We start from the raw sequence: 17,998 nt of genomic DNA, 5'->3' as shown, positions 1-17,998 counted from the left end.
CGACAGACCTGGGGGAGTGCCGGAGGGCCTTCCGGAGCGGTCTCGGCGGGACGCGGAGCGTTCCTAGGTTCGCCTTATGGAACCTTTCGGCTCCCGCCCTCCCGGCACCGATGACGAAGAGGAGGTGGCTTGATGCCGTCCCGCAGCGATTTACCCGCCCTGCTCTCCCTGTCACTGGGCTACTTCAGCCTGGGGACGATCTCGCTGGCGGTCGTCGGCCTGAACGGCCCGATCGGCGACGACCTGCACGTCCAGCCGGCCACCGTGGGCATCCTGGTCACCGTCTTCGCGCTGACCTTCGCGGTCTGCGCGCCCACCGCCCCCATCCTGCTGCGCCGGTGGAACCGCAAGCGGGTGCTGCTCGTCGGTATCGGCCTGCTCACCGTCGGCGCGGCCCTCGGCGCCGTCGCGCCCGACTACGGCTTCCTCACCGTCACCCGGGTGCTCGGCGCGATGGGCGCCGCCGTCTTCGGTCCCGGCGCCTCGGCGGCCGGTGCGCTGATCGTGCCGCCGGAGCGCCGGCAGCGGGCGCTGGCCACGGTGTTCGGCGGCATGACGGCCGCCGCGGTGCTCGGCGTGCCGCTCGCCTCGTTCCTCGGCGGCACCCTGGGCTGGCGGCCGGCCCTGCTCGGCGTGGCCGCGCTGTCCGCGCTCGCCTTCGTGACGGTGCTGGTCTTCGTCCCCGAGATCCCGGCCGGCGAACCCCCGACGGTCGGCGCCTACCGCGAGGCGATGCGCACCCCGGCCACGGCCGCCACGGTCACCACGACCCTGCTCTTCATGGCCGCCCAGTTCACCGTCTACGGCATCGCGGGCGCCTACCTGAAGGACCGCTTCGGCGCGTCCTCCGGGCTGATCTCGCTGACGCTGCTCGCCTTCGGCGTCATCGGCGTGGCGGGCAACGCCTTCGCGCCGCGGATCGCCGAGCGGCTGGGCGGCGGGCGCACGGTGAGCGTCGCGGTACTCGGGCTCGCGCTCGGCTTCGCGCTGCTGCTGGTGGCTCCGCACTCCGCGCCCGGGGTCGTGTTCTTCGCGTTCTGGGCGTTCTTCAGCCAGATGTACCAGGCGCCGCAGCAGGCCCGGCTGGTGGAGCTGGTGCCGCTGCAGCCGGGGCTGATCCTCGCGATGAACGCCGCGGCGCTGTACCTGGGGATGAGCCTCGGCAGCTTCATCGGCAGCTCGCTGCTGCCGGATCTGGGCTCCGGGCCGATTCCGTGGGCGGCCCTCGGTGTCCTCGTGCTGGCCGGACTGGCCCATCTGTCCTCGGTTCGGCAGGTCGCCTCGGCGGCGGCCGGTGCGGCTCGGTCTGCGACCTCGCCCGTGCACACCAGCTGAGCGTTTCGTCGGCCGGCTGCGGCGCCGTCGTGGCTGGTCGCGCCCACGCGGCGGCAGCCGCAAATCGATACAGCCCCGCGCCCCTGTCGGGGCGCTGTCCCTCAAGTCAATCCAAGGAGAACCCCATGAGCAGCCACCAGGTGAACTTCGTTCGGGAGTACATCGAGACCGTCTGGAACCAGGGGCGGACCGAGCTGGCCGACAAGTACCTGGCCGAGGACCTCATCCAGCACAACCCGAACCTGCCCGACGGGCGGGCCCCGCTGGTCGAGTTCATCGACGGCTTCCACAAGCAGTACCCGCGGGCCCGGTTCGAGGTGCGGCGCGCGGCCGGTTCGGGAGACCTGGTCTTCCTGCACACCCGCTTCCGCGGCGACCCGGACGACCGCGGCATGGTCGTCGTGGAGGTCTTCCGGATCGACGAGGGACTGATCGTCGAGCACTGGGACGTCCGCGACGAGATCCCCGAGACCACCGTCAGCGGACACGAGGTCGTCTGACCGCCCCGTCCGCCGGCTCCCCCCTGCCGCCCGGGAGGCTCCGCGCCTCCCGGGCGGCAGCCGTTTCCCACCAGCACGTCCTCACGAATCAGGAGACACCCGTGACACGACAGCAGCAGCCAGACCCGCGCCCCGCCGCCCGGCTCACCCGGCGCGGGCTCCTCGGCACCGCGGCCGCCGCCGGGGCCGGCGCGGCCCTCCTCCCGGCCCCCGCCAGTGCCGCGGAGAGAGCCGCCGGTGCCCCCGCCGCGGTCACCGTCGACGCCTCCGACGCCCGCTATCTCGACCTCACCTCCCGCGGCTACAACGCGAGATTCACCGCCGCCCCCGACTCCGTGCGGCTCGTGCACAGCACCGACCAGGTGGTGGCCGTCGTCCAGGAGGCCGTGCGGGACGGCAGACGGATCGGGGTGCGCGGCGGCGGGCACTGCCTGGACGGGCTCGTCGACGACCCGGACGTACGGATACTCGTCGACATGTCCGAGATGGACGCGGTCCGCTACGACCCCGCCCGCCGGGCCTTCCTCGTCGAGGGCGGATCGACCCTCGGGCACGTCTACCGGACGCTGTACCTGGAGTGGGGGGTGGCGCTGCCGGGCGGCACCTGTCCGACCGTCGGGGTCGGCGGGCACGTCACCGGTGGCGGGTACGGCGCCATGTGCCGGCAGCACGGGGCGGTCGTGGACCACCTGTACGCCGTGGAGGTGGTGACCGTCGACGCCTCGGGCACCGCCCGCGCGGTGGTCGCCACCCGGGAGCCGGACGACCCGCACCGCGAGCTGTGGTGGGCGCACACCGGCGGGGGCGGCGGCACCTACGGCATCGTCACCCGCTACTGGTTCCGCTCCCCGGACGCCACCGGCACCGACCCCGCCGGCCTGCTGCCCAGGCCTCCGAAGACGCTCCTGAAGTCCACGGTCAGCATCAAGTGGAGCGACCTGACGGAGGCCGCCTTCACCGCCCTGATCGCCGACCACGGCGCCTGGCACGCCCGCAACAGCGTGGCCGGCTCCGCCTACGACAGCCTGCACAGCGTGCTCATCCTCTACAACCGGGTGCAGGGCGCGCTCGTGCTCAACTCGCAGATCGACGGAACCCGTTCGGACGCATCCGCGCTGCTGGACGCGTACGTCACGGCGGTGGCCGGCGGCATCGGGGCGCCGTACACCGAGGTCCGCTCCTCGTGGCCGTGGATGAAGACGACGCTCAAGGACCCGTACGACACCGGGCTGTACAACCGGACCAAGTCCAAGGGCGCCTATCTGCGCAGGGGTTGGTCCGCAGCCCAGGCCTCGACGCTCTACGGCTACCTCTCCGACGCCGGCTACGACGGGCACGCCGGGATCCTGCTCTACTCCTACGGCGGCAAGGTCAACACCGTCGCGTCCTCGGCCACCGCGCTGGCCCAGCGGGACTCGGTCCTGAAGGCCAACTTCACCACGTACTGGCCCGCCGCGGCCGACGACGACCGGCACGTGGCGTGGATGCGCGCCCTCTACCGCGACCTGTACGCGGCCACCGGCGGGGTTCCCGCGCCCGACGACACCAACGACGGCTCGTACATCAACTACCCGGACACCGACCTCACCGACCCGGCCTGGAACACCTCGGGGGTGCCCTGGCAGAGCCTCTACTTCAAGGACAACCTCCCGCGGCTGCAGGCCGTGAAGGCCACCTGGGACCCGCACAACGTCTTCCACCACCGGCTGTCCGTCACAGCCCCCTAGTCGAAAGGCAGATTCCAGGGATGGTTTCTCAGGCGCGGGCCCGGACGATGAGGGTCCCGATGGTCCGGTTGCCGGGGGGAGCGGCGAGCACGCGGGCGTCGACGTCCGCATAGCCGTGCTCGTGCAGCAGGCGCGTCCACGCCTCCGGTTCGAAGTCCCAGCGCTTCACGACGAGCGGGTCCTCGTCGTCGCCGCGCGGAATGTACGACGCCTGACAGCCGTAGCAGCCGTCGACCGGGGGCCGCTGAGAGAACACCAGTCGGCCGCCCGGCCGCAGCCGCTCACGGATCGCGGGCAGCAGCCGCGCCGGATCGGTGAACCACAGGGCGCCGTACACCGAGTAGACGGCGTCGAAGCCTTCCTGGCCCAGCGCCAGGAAGTCCACGGCTTCCGCCTGGTGCAGCTCCAGCCCCGGCGTCGCCCCCCAGCGTTCCCGTGCGGCGGCCAGTTGCCGGGGCGAGACGTCCACCCCTACGGCCGTCATTCCGAGGCCGGCCAGGTGTGCCGCGTTGCCGCCCTTGCCGCAGCCGAGATCCAGCACGCGGCCGCCGGCCGGAAGCTCCAGCAGTTCGGCGCCAGGACCGTGGTCCTGGTACTGGGTCCAGTTGAACCAGGTGGTCTCGCCGCGCCCGTTCACCGGCCGTCGCTCGGGCCGCTGCCGCGAGTAGGTGTCCCAGGCGATCGCTGTCTCTGTCACGTGGTGCTCCGCTCATAGGGCCAGCCGCCCGGCTGTGACACCGGGCGGCTGGAGTCTTGCACGATCGGTGGTGCCACTTCAGCGCTTGCCACCGCTGTTGGGGCTGTCGGTGCAACCGTCGTAGCACTGGTTATGGAGAGGGGCATGGACGAGCCCCCGCCTCACTGCGGAGAGGCGGGGGCTCGTCCCGTTCTTCGTGGGCGCCCGGCTCAGCCGAAGCTCGCCGGGAACGCCACCCCCGTCAGCGACTCGCTCAGCTTGCGCAGCTGCGCTCGCGCGCTCTCGTCGTACGCCTGGGCGCCCGCCCGGGACCGCGTGGAGCGGTTGAAGTAGACGCCCGAGACGTCGTCGAGAGCCGGGTCGGTGATCAGCCGCAGCGTGTTGCGCATGCCGTCCGCGACCGTGCTCTGCGGGGTGAACAGGTTCACCACCATCTTGGTCGGCATGTACGACGCCGGGTGCAGCGCGTTGGCCGTGACCCCGGTGCCGCGCAGCCGCCCGGCCAGGTCGAAGGTGAGCGAGATCTGGGCGAGCTTGGCCTGGCAGTAGGCCTGTACGCCGTCCCAGTTGCGCTCCAGCATCACGTCCCGGAAGTTGATCGGCGCCTGGCCCGCGGAGCTGACGTTGATGATGCGGGCCGGGGCCGAGGCCACCAGCAGCGGGGCGAGCCGGCAGCTGAGGATGTAGGCCGCCAGGTAGTCGACCTGGAAGGTGAGCTCGAGCCCGTCCTGGCTCTCCTGGCGGGCCAGCTCGACCCCGATGCCCGCGTTGTTCACCAGCACGTCCAGCCGGTCGTACGTGGTGAGGATCCGGTCGGCGAGCTTGCCGATGTCCTCCAGGGAGGAGAAGTCGGCGAGCTCGTAGCTGAGCCGGCCGGTGGCGCCGGCCGCGCGCAGCTCGGCCAGCAGGTCCGCGCCCTTGGCCGCGCTGCGGCCGTGCAGGATCAGCGACGCGCCCTGCGCGGCGAGTTCACGGGCGACCGCGCGGCCGAGACCGTCGGTCGCGCCGGTGATGAGAATGGTCTGCTCGGGAACGGCCTTCATGTGGGGGACTCTCCTGTCAGGCGTACGTTGCCAGTTCTTCGGTGGACTGGTCGGTGTATCCCTGGCTGACCTCCACCACGACGCCGTCCGGGTCGGCGACCCAGACCGTCTTCCAGCCGGGGATGAACTCGTCGAACGTCAGCGGTCCGAGCGTCGGCTCCAGCTCGCCCCCGGCGGCGGCGAGGAACGCGTCCACGTCGTCGACCTGGAAGGCGAGGTGGCGGGCCGTGCCGGGGGCGGCCGGGCCGTCCTTCTCGGCCGTCACGAGCGGGTCCGCGTCGGTCGCGAACAGCTCCAGGCAGGCCGGGCCGTTGCGCAGGAAGACGACGCGGGTGCCGTCGGCCTCCACCACGCGGGCGCGGCGGAAGCCGAAGTGCCGGGTGTAGAAGTCCTCGGTGGCCTTCTGGTCACGGCAGTTGAGGCCCACGTGCGCCCAGCGCAGGCCGTTCGGGGCGGCGTTCGGGGCGGCGGTCGTCATCGCCGTCACTTCCCGGTGACCGGGGCGAACGGCACGGTGTCGTGGACGTTCGTCATGTAGGTGATCAGCCCGCCCCGGACCCGGAAGTAGTTGCACACCGCGGCCTCGACCGCGATGCCGTCCGGGGTGCGGGCGGTGATGTCGGAGACCACCGCGGCCTGCTCGCCGTCCACGACCACCAGGCGCGGGACGTTGGCGAAGGAGGCGTACATCTGCGGGAAGCCCTTCATCATCTCGCGGAGCGTCTCGCGTCCCTCGACGTGCCCGGCCAGCTGCTCGTCCATGGTCTGGTCGATCGCGAACAGGTCGCACCAGGCGTCCCAGTCGCCCTCGTTGGCCAGCCGGTAGTACGTGTCGACCACTTCTCGGGTGCTCATGCGGCCGTCCTTTCCTGCTGCTGCGGGTCTGTGGTGGGGATCAGGGGAGGTCCACGCCGAGCTGGCGCATCAGGCCCGTGGTGTCGGCCTGGACCCAGCGCTCGACGACCTTGCCGTCCTCCAGGCGGTAGACCTCCAGGCTGGTCCAGGAGACCTCCTTGCCGGTCGGCTCCTTGCCGAAGAACGGCGCGATGTGCCGGCCGTGGAAGGTGATGTGCATGATCACCTTGTCCGGGGCGGCCGGGTACAGGGCGTCCAGGTGCACGGTGAAGTCCAGCGCGTCGTGCGCGGCCTTGATGATCCCCTTGAGCTCGTCGAGGCTCTCGACGCTCCAGGCGGGGTTGTTGTCCCTGAACGTCGGCCCGAACATCTCGTCCAGGTCGTCGTAGCGGCGCTCGTTGACCGCGTCGCTGACCTGGCGGACCACGGTGTAGTTGAGGTCGTCGGAGGACAGCTGGGTGCGCAGGCCGAGCAGGTCGTCCTGGGCCCAGCGCTCGGCGAACAGGCCGTTCTCGGCCCGCCAGATCTCGGTGGTGGACCACTCGACCTTGCGGCCGGTGGCCGGGAAGCCCAGCACGTCGCCGAGGTGGGTGCCGGTGAGCTTCACCCGGGTGACGAGCCGGCCGTCGTCGAGCGGCACGCCTTCCTCCAGCTCGCCCTTGATGTCGAGTCCCTCGTGCGCGCCGCGCACCGCGTCCAGGTAGGTGTCGATGCCGGTGATGTCGAAGCCGGGGTGGTGGTCGGTGAAGTCCGGGCTGAGGACGGCGCGGACCCCCTGGAGGTCGCCGGCGTTCAGCGCGTCGAGGAAGCGGGAGTAGAGCTTCTGGATCTCCTGCTGGTCACGGGTGGACATGGTGCATCCCCTCGATCGGTCGGGCGGCGGAGGACAGCGGCCGGGAGCTGCCGAGGGCGAACGCCGCCGCGCGCTCGCCGATCATGACGCTGGGTGCGTGGGTGTTGCCGGCCACGATGGACGGCATCACGGAGGCGTCGGCGACCCTGAGGCCGTCGATGCCGTGGACGCGCAGCTCGGGGTCGGTGACGGCGTCCGGTCCTGTGCCCATCCGGCAGGTGCCGGCCGGGTGCCACAGGGTGGTGGCGTTGGCGGCGACGTAGGCGCGCAGCTCGGCCGGGGTCGTGACGTCCTTGCCGGGGCCGAGTTCGTCGCCGCGGAAGGCGTCGAAGGCCCGGGTGGCGGCCAGTTCGCGGGCCAGCTCGACCCCGTACACCAGGACGTCCAGGTCGGCCGCCGAGGTGAGGTAGCCGGCGCTGATCACCGCGTTGGACCCGGGGTCGGCGTCGCGCAGCCGGACCCGGCCCCGGCTGTGCGGGAGCACGGCGATCGGGGCGAAGGTCAGGCCGGGGCCCTCCCACTGGTCGGCGGGTGCACCCGCGGGCAGGAACTTGACCGGGCCGAAGGTGAACTGCAGGTCGGGCGGCCCGTCCGGGTCGGCGGCCGGGGTGTGGGTGAACAGCCCGGCCTCGGAGAGCAGCGCGCCGGGCGGGTGCTCCTGGAGGGACTGGTAGCAGACCGGGGTGAAGAGGTGGTCCTGGAGCCCGGCGCCCACACCCGGCAGGTCGCGCACGCAGTGGATGCCGTGCACCCTGAGGTGGTCGGCCGGTCCGATGCCGGACAGCATCAGGAGCTTCGGCGACTCGAACGCGCCTGCGGAGACGATGACTTCGCGGTCGGCGCGGAGCCGGGCCGGGGCGCCGTCGCGGACGTACTCGACGCCGGTGACGCGGTTGCCGTCGAGCAGCAGGCGGGTGGTGCGGGCGCCGGTCAGCACGGTCAGGTTGGGCCGGTCCAGGGCCGGGCGCAGGTAGGCGTCGGCGGCGCTGCACCGGCCGCCCGCGTCGTCGCGGTTGGTCTGGTACAGGAAGCCGAAGCCGTCCTGCCGGGCGCCGTTGTAGTCGCCGTCGCTCGCGGCGTCCCGGCCGAGTTCACCGGCCGCCGCCACGAAGGCGGACGCCAGCGGCGACGGGCGGTCCAACTGCCGTACCCGGACCGGGCCGTCGGCCCCGCGCAGCTCGGAGCCGCCGCCCGAGTAGCTCTCGGCGGCCCGGAAGAACGGCAGGACCTCGTCGTACGACCAGCCGCTCGCGCCCTCGGCGACCCAGCGGTCGTAGTCGTGGCGGCTGCCGCGCACCCACATCAGGGCGTTGACGGAACTGCACCCGCCGAGGACCTTGCCGCGGGCCACCGGGATGCGGCGGCCGTCCATGCCGGCCTCGGGCTCGGTCTCGTAGCCCCAGTCGATCTCGCCGCGCCAGTCGGCGGTCAGCAGGGAGAGGACCGAGGCGGCGTCGGCGTGGTGGATCTCCGGGCGTTCGTCCGGGCCGCCGGCCTCCAGCAGGATCACGGTCACGGACGGGTCCGCGCTGAGCCGGGCGGCGACGGCGCAGCCGGCGGAACCCGCGCCGACCACCACGTAGTCGGCGCCCTGGGGCACCGGGGGAGTCGGATTCGACGGCATGTCAGCCTCCAAACGGTGACGGGGTCAGAGGGCGGCCGGTTCGCCGACCTGGTAGTCGACGATCACCGGGGCGGTGCCGGGCGCGGGGCGTTCGAGCTGCCACTGCTGGTTGATCCGGAACGAGGACACGGAGCCGTCGGCGGTCGACTTCGCCGTCCACACGACGGTCAGGTCGATGCCGATCCGGGCTCCGGTCTCCTGGTGGACGAGCTTCTCCAGGGTGTGGTCCTGCTCGCTGTAGGCCTCACCGACGGCCGCGTACCAGTCGAGGAAGTCCGCGTGGCTGTGCAGGGTGCGCTCCGGGAAGGCCATCTCCAGGCCCTCGTCGGCGACGAAGGGCAGCAGCTCCGCGACCGGGGCGTGCACGTTGAGCAGGCCGAACCAGCGCTGCACGAACTCCTCGATCTCCCGGTCGGAGCCGGTCTGTTCGGTGGACATGGATGTCTCCGCTCATCGGGGTCCCGCCCCCGGGAACCGGGAGCGGTACGCGTCCGATGACCCCACAGCCGGGACGCCCCGCGGGCCGCGCGCCGGAACTCCGTTCGGACTGTGCGAAGTCGCAGCTCCGGCTCGGGCAACTCGCCGCCCGTGACGGCCGTACTGCCCGGTAGCGACGCCCCCGCAGGCGTTGGCCACAACATGCCGTAGTGCATTCGGCCACTTGGGCATGTGCCGTGAGCACGGGCGACGGCGATGGTCCGGACGAAGTGCCCCGCCGTAGACAGGAATCCGCCACTTGGCACCGTCCCGCCGATCCGGGAGGAATCCCATGAGCAGGCGCATCCTCGTCGTCCTGTCCGAACACGGCTACTGGGGCGAGGAGTTGATCGGCCCCCTGGAGACCTTCGACCAGGCCGGCTACCACGTCACCTTCGCCACCCCCACCGGCAAGCGGCCCAACGCGCTGCCGCCGAGCATGGACCCCGAGTACGTCGACCCGCCGCTCGGCCGGTCCGTCACCACGCCCGAGATGGCGGCGAAGGTACGGGCCGTCGAGGAGTCGGACCGGCTCGACAACCCCCTCGACCTCGCGTCCTGGCTGCCCGACCGGCCCTACCGCTCCCGGCCGTACTTCCTGCGCGACTGGGAGGCCTACCACAGCCGCCTGGAGCAGATCCGCCGGCAGATCGCCGACCGCTACGACGCGCTGCTGATCGTCGGCGGCAGCGGACCCATCGTCGACCTCGCCAACAACTGGCGGGTGCACGACCTGATCCTCGCCTTCCGCGAGCTGGACCGGCCGATCGCCGCCGAGTGCTACGGCGTCGCCTGCCTGGCCTTCGCCCGCGACCAGGAGACCCGTACCTCCATCATCCGCGGCAAGCACGTCACCGGGCACTGCATCGAGTACGACTACAAGGACGGCACCGGATTCCTCGGCACCGACTTCGTGATGGGCCCGCCGCCGTACCCGCTCGAGTACATCCTGCGCGACGCCACCGCGCCCGGCGGCGCCTACCACGGCAACTTCGGCAAGGAGACCTCGGTCATCGTCGACTACCCGTTCATCACGGGCCGTTCGACCCCCGACTCCTACCTGACCGGCCAGAAGACCGTCGAGGTCCTCGAACAGGGCCTGCGCCAGTGGGGGTTCAGGACCTCCTGACGTCCTGACCCCCGTCCCGCGAAAGGTCCGAGAGGTGACCAGCATGGACAGCAGGCCCGCGCGCGTCGCGCTCCTGGAGCAACTGGAGGCCGAAGGCGTCCGGTACATGTTCGGCAACCCCGGCACGGTCGAGCAGGGGTTCCTCGACGAACTGCGCTCCTTCCCCTCGATCCAGTACATCCTGGCCCTGCAGGAGGCCACGGCCGTCGGCATGGCGGACGGCCACGCCCGCGCCACCCGCACCCCGGCGGTCCTGCAACTGCACTCCGGGGTCGGCCTCGGCAACGGCATCGGCATGCTCTACCAGGCCATGCGCGGCCACGCCCCGATCGTCACCCTGGTCGGCGAGGCCGGGCTGCGGTACGCCGGACTGGACGCCCAGATGGCGGCCGACCTGGTCGGCATGGCGGAACCCGTCACCAAGTGGGCGACCCGGGTGCTCGACCCCGACTCCACGCTGCGGGTGCTGCGCCGCGCCTTCAAGGTGGCCGGAACCCCGCCCTACGGGCCGGTCCTGGTGGTGCTGCCGGCCGACGTGATGGACGCCGGCACCCGGGAGGCGGTCGTTCCGGTCAGCTACCCGGACACCCGCAGCCTGCCCGCCCCGGACACCGTCGCCCGGGCCGCCGCGCTGCTCGCCGGGGCCCGCCGCCCGCTGATCGTGGCCGGCGACGGCGTGCACTTCGCCGCTGCCCAGGCCGAACTGGCGCGGCTGGCGGAGGTGTGGGGCGCCGACGTGTACGGCGCCGACTGGGCCGAGGTCAACCTCTCCACCCAACACCCTTCCTACGCAGGCCAGTTGGGGCACATGTTCGGCGAGCAGAGCCGGCGGGTCACCGGCGCCGCCGACGGCGTCCTGATCGTCGGCACCTACGCGCTGCCCGAGGTGTTCCCGGCCCTGTACGACGTCTTCGCCGAGGGCACCCCGGTGGTCCACGTGGACCTGGACACCGACGCCATCGCCAAGAACTTCCCGGTCGACCTCGGCATCGTGGCCGACCCGAAGGCCACCCTCGGGCTGCTCGCCGACGCGCTGCACGGGGAGATGGGGGAGGCGCGGCGGACGGAAGCGGCCGAACGGCTGCGGGTGCGGGCCGCCGAGCGGGCCGACGCCCTGGCCGGTGCCCGGGAACGGGACCTGGCCGACGGCGAGGCGCAGTCCGTGCCCACCGCCGCCTTCGCCCGTGAGCTCGCCCGCCAACTTCCGCCCGAAGCCCTGCTGTTCGACGAGGCGCTGACCGCGTCCCCGACGCTCTTCCGGCACCTGCCGCCCACCGTGCCCGGCCAGTGGATGCAGACCCGGGGCGGCTCCCTCGGCGTCGGGCTGCCCGGCGCGCTCGGCGCCCAGCTCGCCCACCCCGACCGCACCGTGGTCGGCTTCACCGGCGACGGCGGCTCCATGTACACCTTCCAGGCCCTGTGGACGGCCGCCCGTTACGGCCTGCCCACCAAGTTCGTGATCTGCAACAACGGCAGCTACCGGCTGCTGGAGGACAACATCGAGGAGTACTGGCGGGAGACCGGCATACCGGCCCACGCACAGCCCGGCATGTTCGACCTCTCCCACCCGCCCATCGACTTCACCGGCCTCGCCCGCTCGCTCGGGGTGGCCGCCGTGCGGGTGGAGAAGCCCGGGCAGGCCGAGGGCGCGGTGGCACAGGCCCTCGCTCACCACGGGCCGTTCCTCGTCGACCTGGTGACGGCCAAGGGAAAGGGGTGACCGCCGTGCGACTGAACGGACACAAGATCGCCGTCCTGATGGAGAGCGACTTCTACGAGCCCGAGATCCTCTACTACCGCTACCGCTTCCCCGAGGAGGGCGCGGAGGTCCACTTCCTGACCCGGCTCTGGGGCAACGAGGCCATGACCTTCCAGGGGCACGAGCACCGCATGCCCTTCGAGGTCACCGAGTCCTTCGAGGACCTCGACGAGTTCGCGCTCAAGGAGTACTCGGCGGTGATCGTCCCCTCCGGGATGGTCTCCGACCGCCTGCGCTACACCGACGACCCCGAACAGCTGCCGCCCGCCTCGCAGTTCCTGCGCCGCGCGTTCGCCGACCCGGCGATCGTCAAGGGCATCATCTGCCACGGCATGTGGCTCGCCGCGCCGATCCCGAACCTGATGCGCGGCCGGCGCGCGGTCGTCCACAACAACCTGCTGGGCGACCTGCGGAACATGGGGGGCGAGTACGTCGACGAGGACGTCGTGATCCACGACGACCTGGTCACCGGCCGCACCGGCAACCACTGCCACGTCTTCGCCCGCACCATCATCGACCTGCTCGCCGACCGCCGGCCCGCCGAGCCCGCTCCGGCCGCCCAGGCAGCCCAGCCCGCCGAGGCCGTCCAGCCCGCCCAGGCCGTCCCGGCCGGGCAGGGCTGACGGGACGGCGAGCGGGGAGAGGAGCGATCACATGACACCGGTGACCGGGCGCATCCCCGTCCTCGACGTCCGCCCCCGGGTGCGGGACGGGGAACTGCCCGCCAAGGCCGTGACCGGCGAGCACGTCGAGATCACGGCGACCGTCTTCCGCGAGGGCCACGGCGTGATCGCCGCGGACGTGGTCCTGCGCGGCCCCGAGGGAGCCCCCGCCCAGCGGGTGCCGATGACCCTCGTCGACCCCGACGCCGACCGCTGGAGCGCCACCGTGGTGCCCGGCACCGAGGGCCTGTGGACCTTCCGGGTCGAGGCCTGGGCCGACCCCCTGGCCACCTGGCGCCGGGACGCCGAGCTGAAGACCGCGGCCGGCGTCGACACCGAACTCACCCTGCGCGAGGGCGTGCTGCTGCACGAACGGGCCGCACACGGCGAGAACGACATCACCGACCGGTACCGGCGCGAGGAGGTCCGGGCCGCGATCGCCGCGCTCCGCGACACCCTCGGCCCGGCCTCGGCCCGGCTGGCGGCCGTCACGAACCCCCGGGTGACGGCCGCCCTGGGCCGCTACGCACTGCGCGAACTGGTCACCGCCTCCCGGCCGTCGGCGCTGCGCGTGGAGCGGCGGCGGGCCCTGGTCGGCTCCTGGTACGAACTGTTCCCGCGCTCGGAGGGCGCCGTGGTGGAGTCGGGCACGCCGCCGGTGAGCGGCACCCTGCGGACCGCCGCCGGGCGGCTGCCCGCCGTGGCCACGATGGGCTTCGACGTGGTGTACCTGCCGCCCGTCCACCCCATCGGCGCCACCCACCGCAAGGGCCCCGACAACGTTCTCGTCGCCGGCCCGGACGACGTCGGCTCGCCCTGGGCCATCGGCTCCTGGCAGGGCGGCCACGACACCCTCCACCCCGATCTCGGCACCCTGGACGACTTCCGGTACTTCGTCGCCACCGCCCGCGGCCTCGGCCTGGAGGTGGCCATCGACTTCGCCCTGCAGTGCTCCCCGGACCACCCCTGGGTGACCGGGCACCCCGAGTGGTTCCACCACCGGGTGGACGGCTCGGTCGCCTACGCCGAGAACCCGCCGAAGACCTACGAGGACATCCACCCCCTCGACTTCGACACCGACTTCGAGGGCCTGTACGCGGAGGCGCTGCGCGTCCTGCGGCACTGGATGGCGCAGGGCGTCCGGATCTTCCGGGTCGACAACCCGCACACCAAGCCGGTGCACTTCTGGGAGCGGCTGATCGCCGAGGTCAACACCACGGACCCGGACGTGGTGTTCCTGGCCGAGGCGTTCACCCGGCGGGCCATGGTGCATGCCCTGGCCCAGGCCGGCTTCCAGCAGTCGTACACCTACTTCACCTGGAAGAACAGCAAGCAGGAGCTGACCGAGTACCTGCCCGAACTCACCCGGGACAGCGCCGACTTCCTGCGGCCCAACCTGTTCGTGAACACCCCGGACATCCTGCACGCCTACCTCCAGCACGGCGGCCGGGCCGCCTTCGAGGTCCGGGCCGTGCTGGCGGCGACCGCCGCGCCCAGCTGGGGGGTGTACGCCGGGTTCGAACTCTGCGAGAACACCCCGCTCGCCGAGGGCACCGAGGACTACCTCGCCTCGGAGAAGTACCAGCTGCGGCCCCGGGACTGGGCGCGTGCCGAGGCCGAGGGGCGGACCATCGCCCCGCTGATCACCCGGCTCAACCGGATCCGCCGGACCCGTCCGGCCCTCCAGGAACTGCGCAACCTGCGGCTCCAGCACACCGACAACGACCAGGTCCTCGCCTACTCCAAACACGTGGACCTGCCCCAGGGCGGCACCGACGTGGTGCTGGTCGTCGTCAACCTGGATCCGCACCGGGCCCAGGAGGCGACCGTGACCTGCGACCTGGCGGCCCTCGGCCTGCCCGCCGACGGCACGCTCAAGCTCCGCGACGAACTCACCGGAGCCGCCTACGCCTGGGGCGAGTCCACCTATGTGCGCCTCGACCCGGCCCACCAGGTCGCGCACGTACTGACGACCGAGGAGGCGTCATGACGACGGACACGAGGACGGAGACGAAGACGGAGACCGGGACGGGCACGAGGTCCGACAGGAGGCCGGACCCGAGGTCGGAGATCCTGCGGCCGCTGCTGCCCGCGCTCGGGCCCTGGCTGACGGGCCGGCGCTGGTTCGACGCGCGCTACGCCGGAGCCCCGCTGAACGCCGAGGCGGCCTCGGTGGTCGGCGACGAACCCCCGCTGCTGCTGCACGCCGTGGTCTCCGCGGACGGCGAGGCCGGCCCGCTGCGCGTCCAGCTCCTGCTGGGCCTGCGCCCGGAGCTGCCGGACCGGCTGGCGACCGCCGCGATCGCGACCGTGCCGAGCGGCCCCTGGCAGGGCTGGCGGGTCTACGACGCGCTGGCCGACGGCGCCCTGCTCGCCCTGCTGCTGCGCACCCTGGCCGGCGGCGGCGCACCGCAGGGGCCGCGCCTGGAGCGCAGCTCCCGCTATCCGCTGCCGGTCGGCCTGGTGCCGAAGCCGCTCCAGGTGGAGCAGAGCAACACCTCGGTGGCCTACGGCGACCGGGTCCTGCTGAAGATCTTCCGCCGTCCGGAGCCGGCCCCGCACACCGAGGTCGAGGCGCTGCGGGCGCTCACCCGCCAGGAGTGCGCCCGCACACCCCACCTCTACGGGGCCGTGCACAGCGACGCCCCCGGCGCGGAGGGCCTGGTGCTCGGCCTCGTCGAGGAGTTCCTGCCGGACGCCCGGGACGGCTGGGAGGAGGCGCTGCGGCAGGCGACCGACTCCGTGGCCGGCACCGGCCGCGGCTCGGCCCGGGGCTTCACCGGGGACGCGTTCGGTCTGGGCCGGGCCGTCGCCGACGTGCACGGTGCGCTGGGCGAGGCGTTCGGGCGGACCCGGCTGACCGTGGCGGACGTGGCCGAGGAGGCGGCGCGGATGACCATGCGCGCCAAGGAGGCCGCCGAGGAGGTCCCGGCCCTCGCCCGGTACACCGCACGGCTCGGCGCCCTCTTCGACGACTGCGCCCGGGTGGCCGGGCGCGGCTGCCCCCTCTACGTCCAGCGCACCCACGGCGACCTGCACCTGGGGCAGGCGCTGCGGGCCCACGACGGCTGGCGGATCGTCGACTTCGAGGGCGAGCCGGCCCGGTCCGCCGCCGAACGCGCCCGCCCGCAGCCGGTGCTGAAGGACGTCGCCGGCATGCTGCGCTCCTTCGACTACGCGGCCCGCACCGGGCTCACTGCCGTCGAGGCGGGCGAACCGGCGGAGAGCTCGCCCGCGGCCCGGCTGCGGCGGCGTCGGCGCGCGTCCGCGTGGGCGGTGCGCAACCGGCGGGCGTTCGTCGCCGGGTACGCGGCCGCCGGACACGAGGACCCGGACTGCCACCCCGTGCTGCTCCGGGCCTTCGAGGCGGACAAGGCCGTCTACGAGGCCGTGTACGAGTCCCGGCTGCGCCCCGAACGGCTGCCGGTCCCGCTCGCCGCGGTGCACCGACTGGCCACCGCACCCCACTGACGGCCACCGGCCCGACCCGGCCCCGCTGCACCGCCCCCACCCGGCCGACGGACCCGGTGTCCGGGCGGGGTCGGGTCGGCGGCTGACCCGGATTCCGGGGCGGTGGGCCCCATGTCCGACTCGGCGTCCGAACCGGCGTCGAACGGCGTCGAATCCGGCGGGGAAAGGACCGGAACCGGTACAGGGAAATCAGTGCTCGACGGACTTTCAATTCGCTTTGTCGTGGGGGTATTTCACGGCGGTTCCGGGAGGGGAATTCGGGTGGTCCGGGGAACAGGGCGGAGCGGGTCAGGAGCGGCCCTGCTCGGTGAAGGACGTGCTCGGGTCGCGGTTCGGGGCCAGGCCGGCCGACGACAGCGCCTGGTCGTACGCCTGCAGGGCGGCCGTGCTGTTGCCCTGGCGGCGCCACAGGTCGCCCACGTAACGCCAGTTGAGCGCGGTCTGGTGGGACGGCGGGAACTGGCGCAGCTGCCGGGTGGCGGCCTGCAGGCACTGGGCCGCCTGCTCGTGGTCGCCGCGCAGCAGATGGATCTCGGCGAGCGTGGCCCGCGCACCGACCGCCTGGATGCGGGACTCCGGGCCGGTAAGGCCGAGGGCCCGCTCCGCGTGGGCCGCGGCCTCGTCCCAGTTGCCGAGCATCGCGTCCGCGTCGGCCAGGCCGATCTCGCACTGGGCCAGTTCGGGCGCGTTGCCGACCTCCGCCAGCAACTGCTGGGCTTCCTCAAGGAGTTGCTTGGCGCGCGCCGGTTCGGGCTGGTCGACCTGGAGGAGCAGCGAGCCGCAGTTCATCTTGAGCATGGCGACATGGCGGATGTTGTCGTCCTCGGACATCAGGGCCAGCGCCCGCTCCACCAGGGCCAGCGCCTCGTTCAGCTGGCCGCGGGAGCGGGCCACGAGCCCGGCGTTCCAGAAGACGGCACCCCGCGCGGCCCGTGCCCCCTGCTTCTCGGCGGCGTCCAGGAGCCGGACGCCGAGGAGCTGGGCGCGGGTGAGGTCGCCCCGCATGTGGAACGACGCCATGAGCGTGGCGCCGAGCTGGACGTGGTCGACGGTGACGTCCAGGCCGAGGGCGTCGAGGCGGGACATGGCACGCTCGCCGATCTCGATGCTCGTCGTGATGTCGCCGGCGTTGCGGTAGCAGCGGCACAGGGCGACCGACACGGTGCACCAGTCGGCGGAACCGGGCGGCAGTTCGGGGTCGCGCTGGAGGTCTTCGAGGATCGTGATGGCGGCCTCGATCCGGTCGAGCTTCTCCAGGGCGGAGGCCTGCGCGATGCGCGCGCGCCGGGTCATCGACGGGTCCAGCAGGGACGGCTTCGCCAGGAGGTCGCTCAGGGTCTGGAGGGCCTCGCCGTTGCTGCCGTTGCGCAGGGCCATCTCGCCGAAGGCCAGCCGCAGCCGGGTCTCCTCCAGCTCGTGGTCGTCGCGTCCGCTGCGCAGGTACTCCACGGAGCACCCGAGGCGCTCGGCGAGTGCGGCGAGCACCGAGTCCGACGGGGCGCCGCGCTTGCCCGACTCGATCAAGGAGATGTAGCTCGCCGAAATCTCCCCGGACGCGAGGTCCTGCTGCTTGAGTCCACGTTTGCCGCGCAACAACCTGATGCGCTCGCCCAGCCCTGCGGCCGTCGCGGTACCGAGTGGATCCATGCCAACTCCTCGGTGCAGTACTTGACTGTCGGGATGACAGATCGATGTTACCAGTAAGTTGATATCTACCCAATGGGCTTCCGGTGATCTTTTAGTGGCTCTCGACCGCATTTTGCAGCACGGTTCTCTGATCGATTTACCGGCAGGCTTATGCGGCGCGCGATATTCCGTTTGATTGTTATTGATTTTGCGAGAAACTACTTGACTATAACTGTCATT

16 protein-coding genes are annotated in these 17,998 nt (G+C 72.3%); 8 read left to right on the top strand and 8 right to left on the bottom strand.

The features are described from left to right. The first annotated feature begins 132 nt into the window (after positions 1-132). From ABZ887_RS31455 to ABZ887_RS31445, 3 genes are all read left to right on the top strand, one after another. Positions 133-1,335, top strand: coding sequence for an MFS transporter (locus tag ABZ887_RS31455; protein WP_361296558.1), 1,203 nt, complete (start codon positions 133-135; stop codon positions 1,333-1,335). A gap of 125 nt (positions 1,336-1,460) precedes the next feature. Beyond that, positions 1,461-1,835 carry a nuclear transport factor 2 family protein gene (locus tag ABZ887_RS31450; protein ID WP_361296555.1) on the top strand — a complete coding sequence of 125 codons (375 nt, stop codon included), beginning with the start codon at positions 1,461-1,463 and terminating at the stop codon, positions 1,833-1,835. Positions 1,836-1,936: 101 nt separating this feature from the next. Next, the gene (locus tag ABZ887_RS31445; RefSeq protein WP_361296552.1) at positions 1,937-3,562 is read left to right on the top strand and encodes an FAD-binding protein; all 1,626 of its coding nucleotides are present in this window, start codon (positions 1,937-1,939) and stop codon (positions 3,560-3,562) included. Between the two features lie 28 nt (positions 3,563-3,590). On the opposite strand, the gene ABZ887_RS31440 is transcribed toward ABZ887_RS31445, so the two are convergent. From ABZ887_RS31440 to ABZ887_RS31410, 7 genes are all read right to left on the bottom strand, one after another. Then, positions 3,591-4,259 carry a class I SAM-dependent methyltransferase gene (locus ABZ887_RS31440; protein ID WP_361296549.1) on the bottom strand — a complete coding sequence of 223 codons (669 nt, stop codon included), beginning with the start codon at positions 4,257-4,259 and terminating at the stop codon, positions 3,591-3,593. A gap of 209 nt (positions 4,260-4,468) precedes the next feature. Next, positions 4,469-5,302 (bottom strand): SDR family NAD(P)-dependent oxidoreductase, encoded by an 834-nt coding sequence (locus tag ABZ887_RS31435; RefSeq protein WP_361296546.1) that lies wholly within the window; start codon positions 5,300-5,302, stop codon positions 4,469-4,471. 16 nt (positions 5,303-5,318) lie between these two features. Further along, complete coding sequence (locus ABZ887_RS31430; protein WP_361296543.1) at positions 5,319-5,780, bottom strand: VOC family protein; 462 nt, start codon at positions 5,778-5,780, stop codon at positions 5,319-5,321. Positions 5,781-5,785: 5 nt separating this feature from the next. Further along, positions 5,786-6,157, bottom strand: a complete 372-nt coding sequence (locus tag ABZ887_RS31425; protein ID WP_089102080.1) for a nuclear transport factor 2 family protein — start codon at positions 6,155-6,157, stop codon at positions 5,786-5,788. 40 nt (positions 6,158-6,197) lie between these two features. Beyond that, entirely contained in the window at positions 6,198-7,010 is an 813-nt protein-coding gene (locus ABZ887_RS31420; protein WP_361296538.1) for an ester cyclase, read from the bottom strand. Next, positions 6,997-8,634, bottom strand: coding sequence for a GMC family oxidoreductase N-terminal domain-containing protein (locus tag ABZ887_RS31415; protein WP_361296535.1), 1,638 nt, complete (start codon positions 8,632-8,634; stop codon positions 6,997-6,999). The genes ABZ887_RS31420 and ABZ887_RS31415 overlap by 14 nt, the downstream gene beginning before the upstream one ends. 24 nt (positions 8,635-8,658) lie before the next feature. After that, entirely contained in the window at positions 8,659-9,072 is a 414-nt protein-coding gene (locus ABZ887_RS31410) for a hypothetical protein (protein WP_361296532.1), read from the bottom strand. Positions 9,073-9,403: 331 nt separating this feature from the next. Between ABZ887_RS31410 and ABZ887_RS31405 the strand changes: the two genes are divergently transcribed. The 5 genes from ABZ887_RS31405 to ABZ887_RS31385 are packed head-to-tail and all read left to right on the top strand — an operon-like array spanning position 9,404 to position 16,132. Beyond that, complete coding sequence (locus tag ABZ887_RS31405) at positions 9,404-10,240, top strand: type 1 glutamine amidotransferase domain-containing protein (RefSeq protein WP_361296529.1); 837 nt, start codon at positions 9,404-9,406, stop codon at positions 10,238-10,240. Between the two features lie 43 nt (positions 10,241-10,283). Continuing rightward, entirely contained in the window at positions 10,284-11,960 is a 1,677-nt protein-coding gene (locus ABZ887_RS31400; protein WP_361296526.1) for a thiamine pyrophosphate-binding protein, read from the top strand. Between the two features lie 5 nt (positions 11,961-11,965). Further along, positions 11,966-12,622: a DJ-1/PfpI family protein gene (locus ABZ887_RS31395; protein ID WP_361296523.1), complete on the top strand. Its 657-nt coding sequence runs from the start codon at positions 11,966-11,968 to the stop codon at positions 12,620-12,622. A gap of 31 nt (positions 12,623-12,653) precedes the next feature. Then, positions 12,654-14,651, top strand: a complete 1,998-nt coding sequence (locus ABZ887_RS31390; protein ID WP_361296520.1) for an alpha-1,4-glucan--maltose-1-phosphate maltosyltransferase — start codon at positions 12,654-12,656, stop codon at positions 14,649-14,651. Next, positions 14,648-16,132: a hypothetical protein gene (locus tag ABZ887_RS31385; protein ID WP_361296517.1), complete on the top strand. Its 1,485-nt coding sequence runs from the start codon at positions 14,648-14,650 to the stop codon at positions 16,130-16,132. The genes ABZ887_RS31390 and ABZ887_RS31385 overlap by 4 nt, the downstream gene beginning before the upstream one ends. A 288-nt stretch (positions 16,133-16,420) precedes the next feature. Here ABZ887_RS31385 and ABZ887_RS31380 read toward each other — a convergent pair whose 3' ends face one another. Continuing rightward, the gene (locus ABZ887_RS31380; protein WP_361296514.1) at positions 16,421-17,779 is read right to left on the bottom strand and encodes a helix-turn-helix domain-containing protein; all 1,359 of its coding nucleotides are present in this window, start codon (positions 17,777-17,779) and stop codon (positions 16,421-16,423) included. Positions 17,780-17,998 lie beyond the last annotated feature (219 nt).

Origin of the sequence: Streptomyces sp. NPDC047061 (assembly GCF_040643955.1) — a bacterium.
Taxonomy (GTDB): domain Bacteria; phylum Actinomycetota; class Actinomycetes; order Streptomycetales; family Streptomycetaceae; genus Streptomyces.
This window is presented reverse-complemented; position numbering and strand designations above follow the sequence as displayed.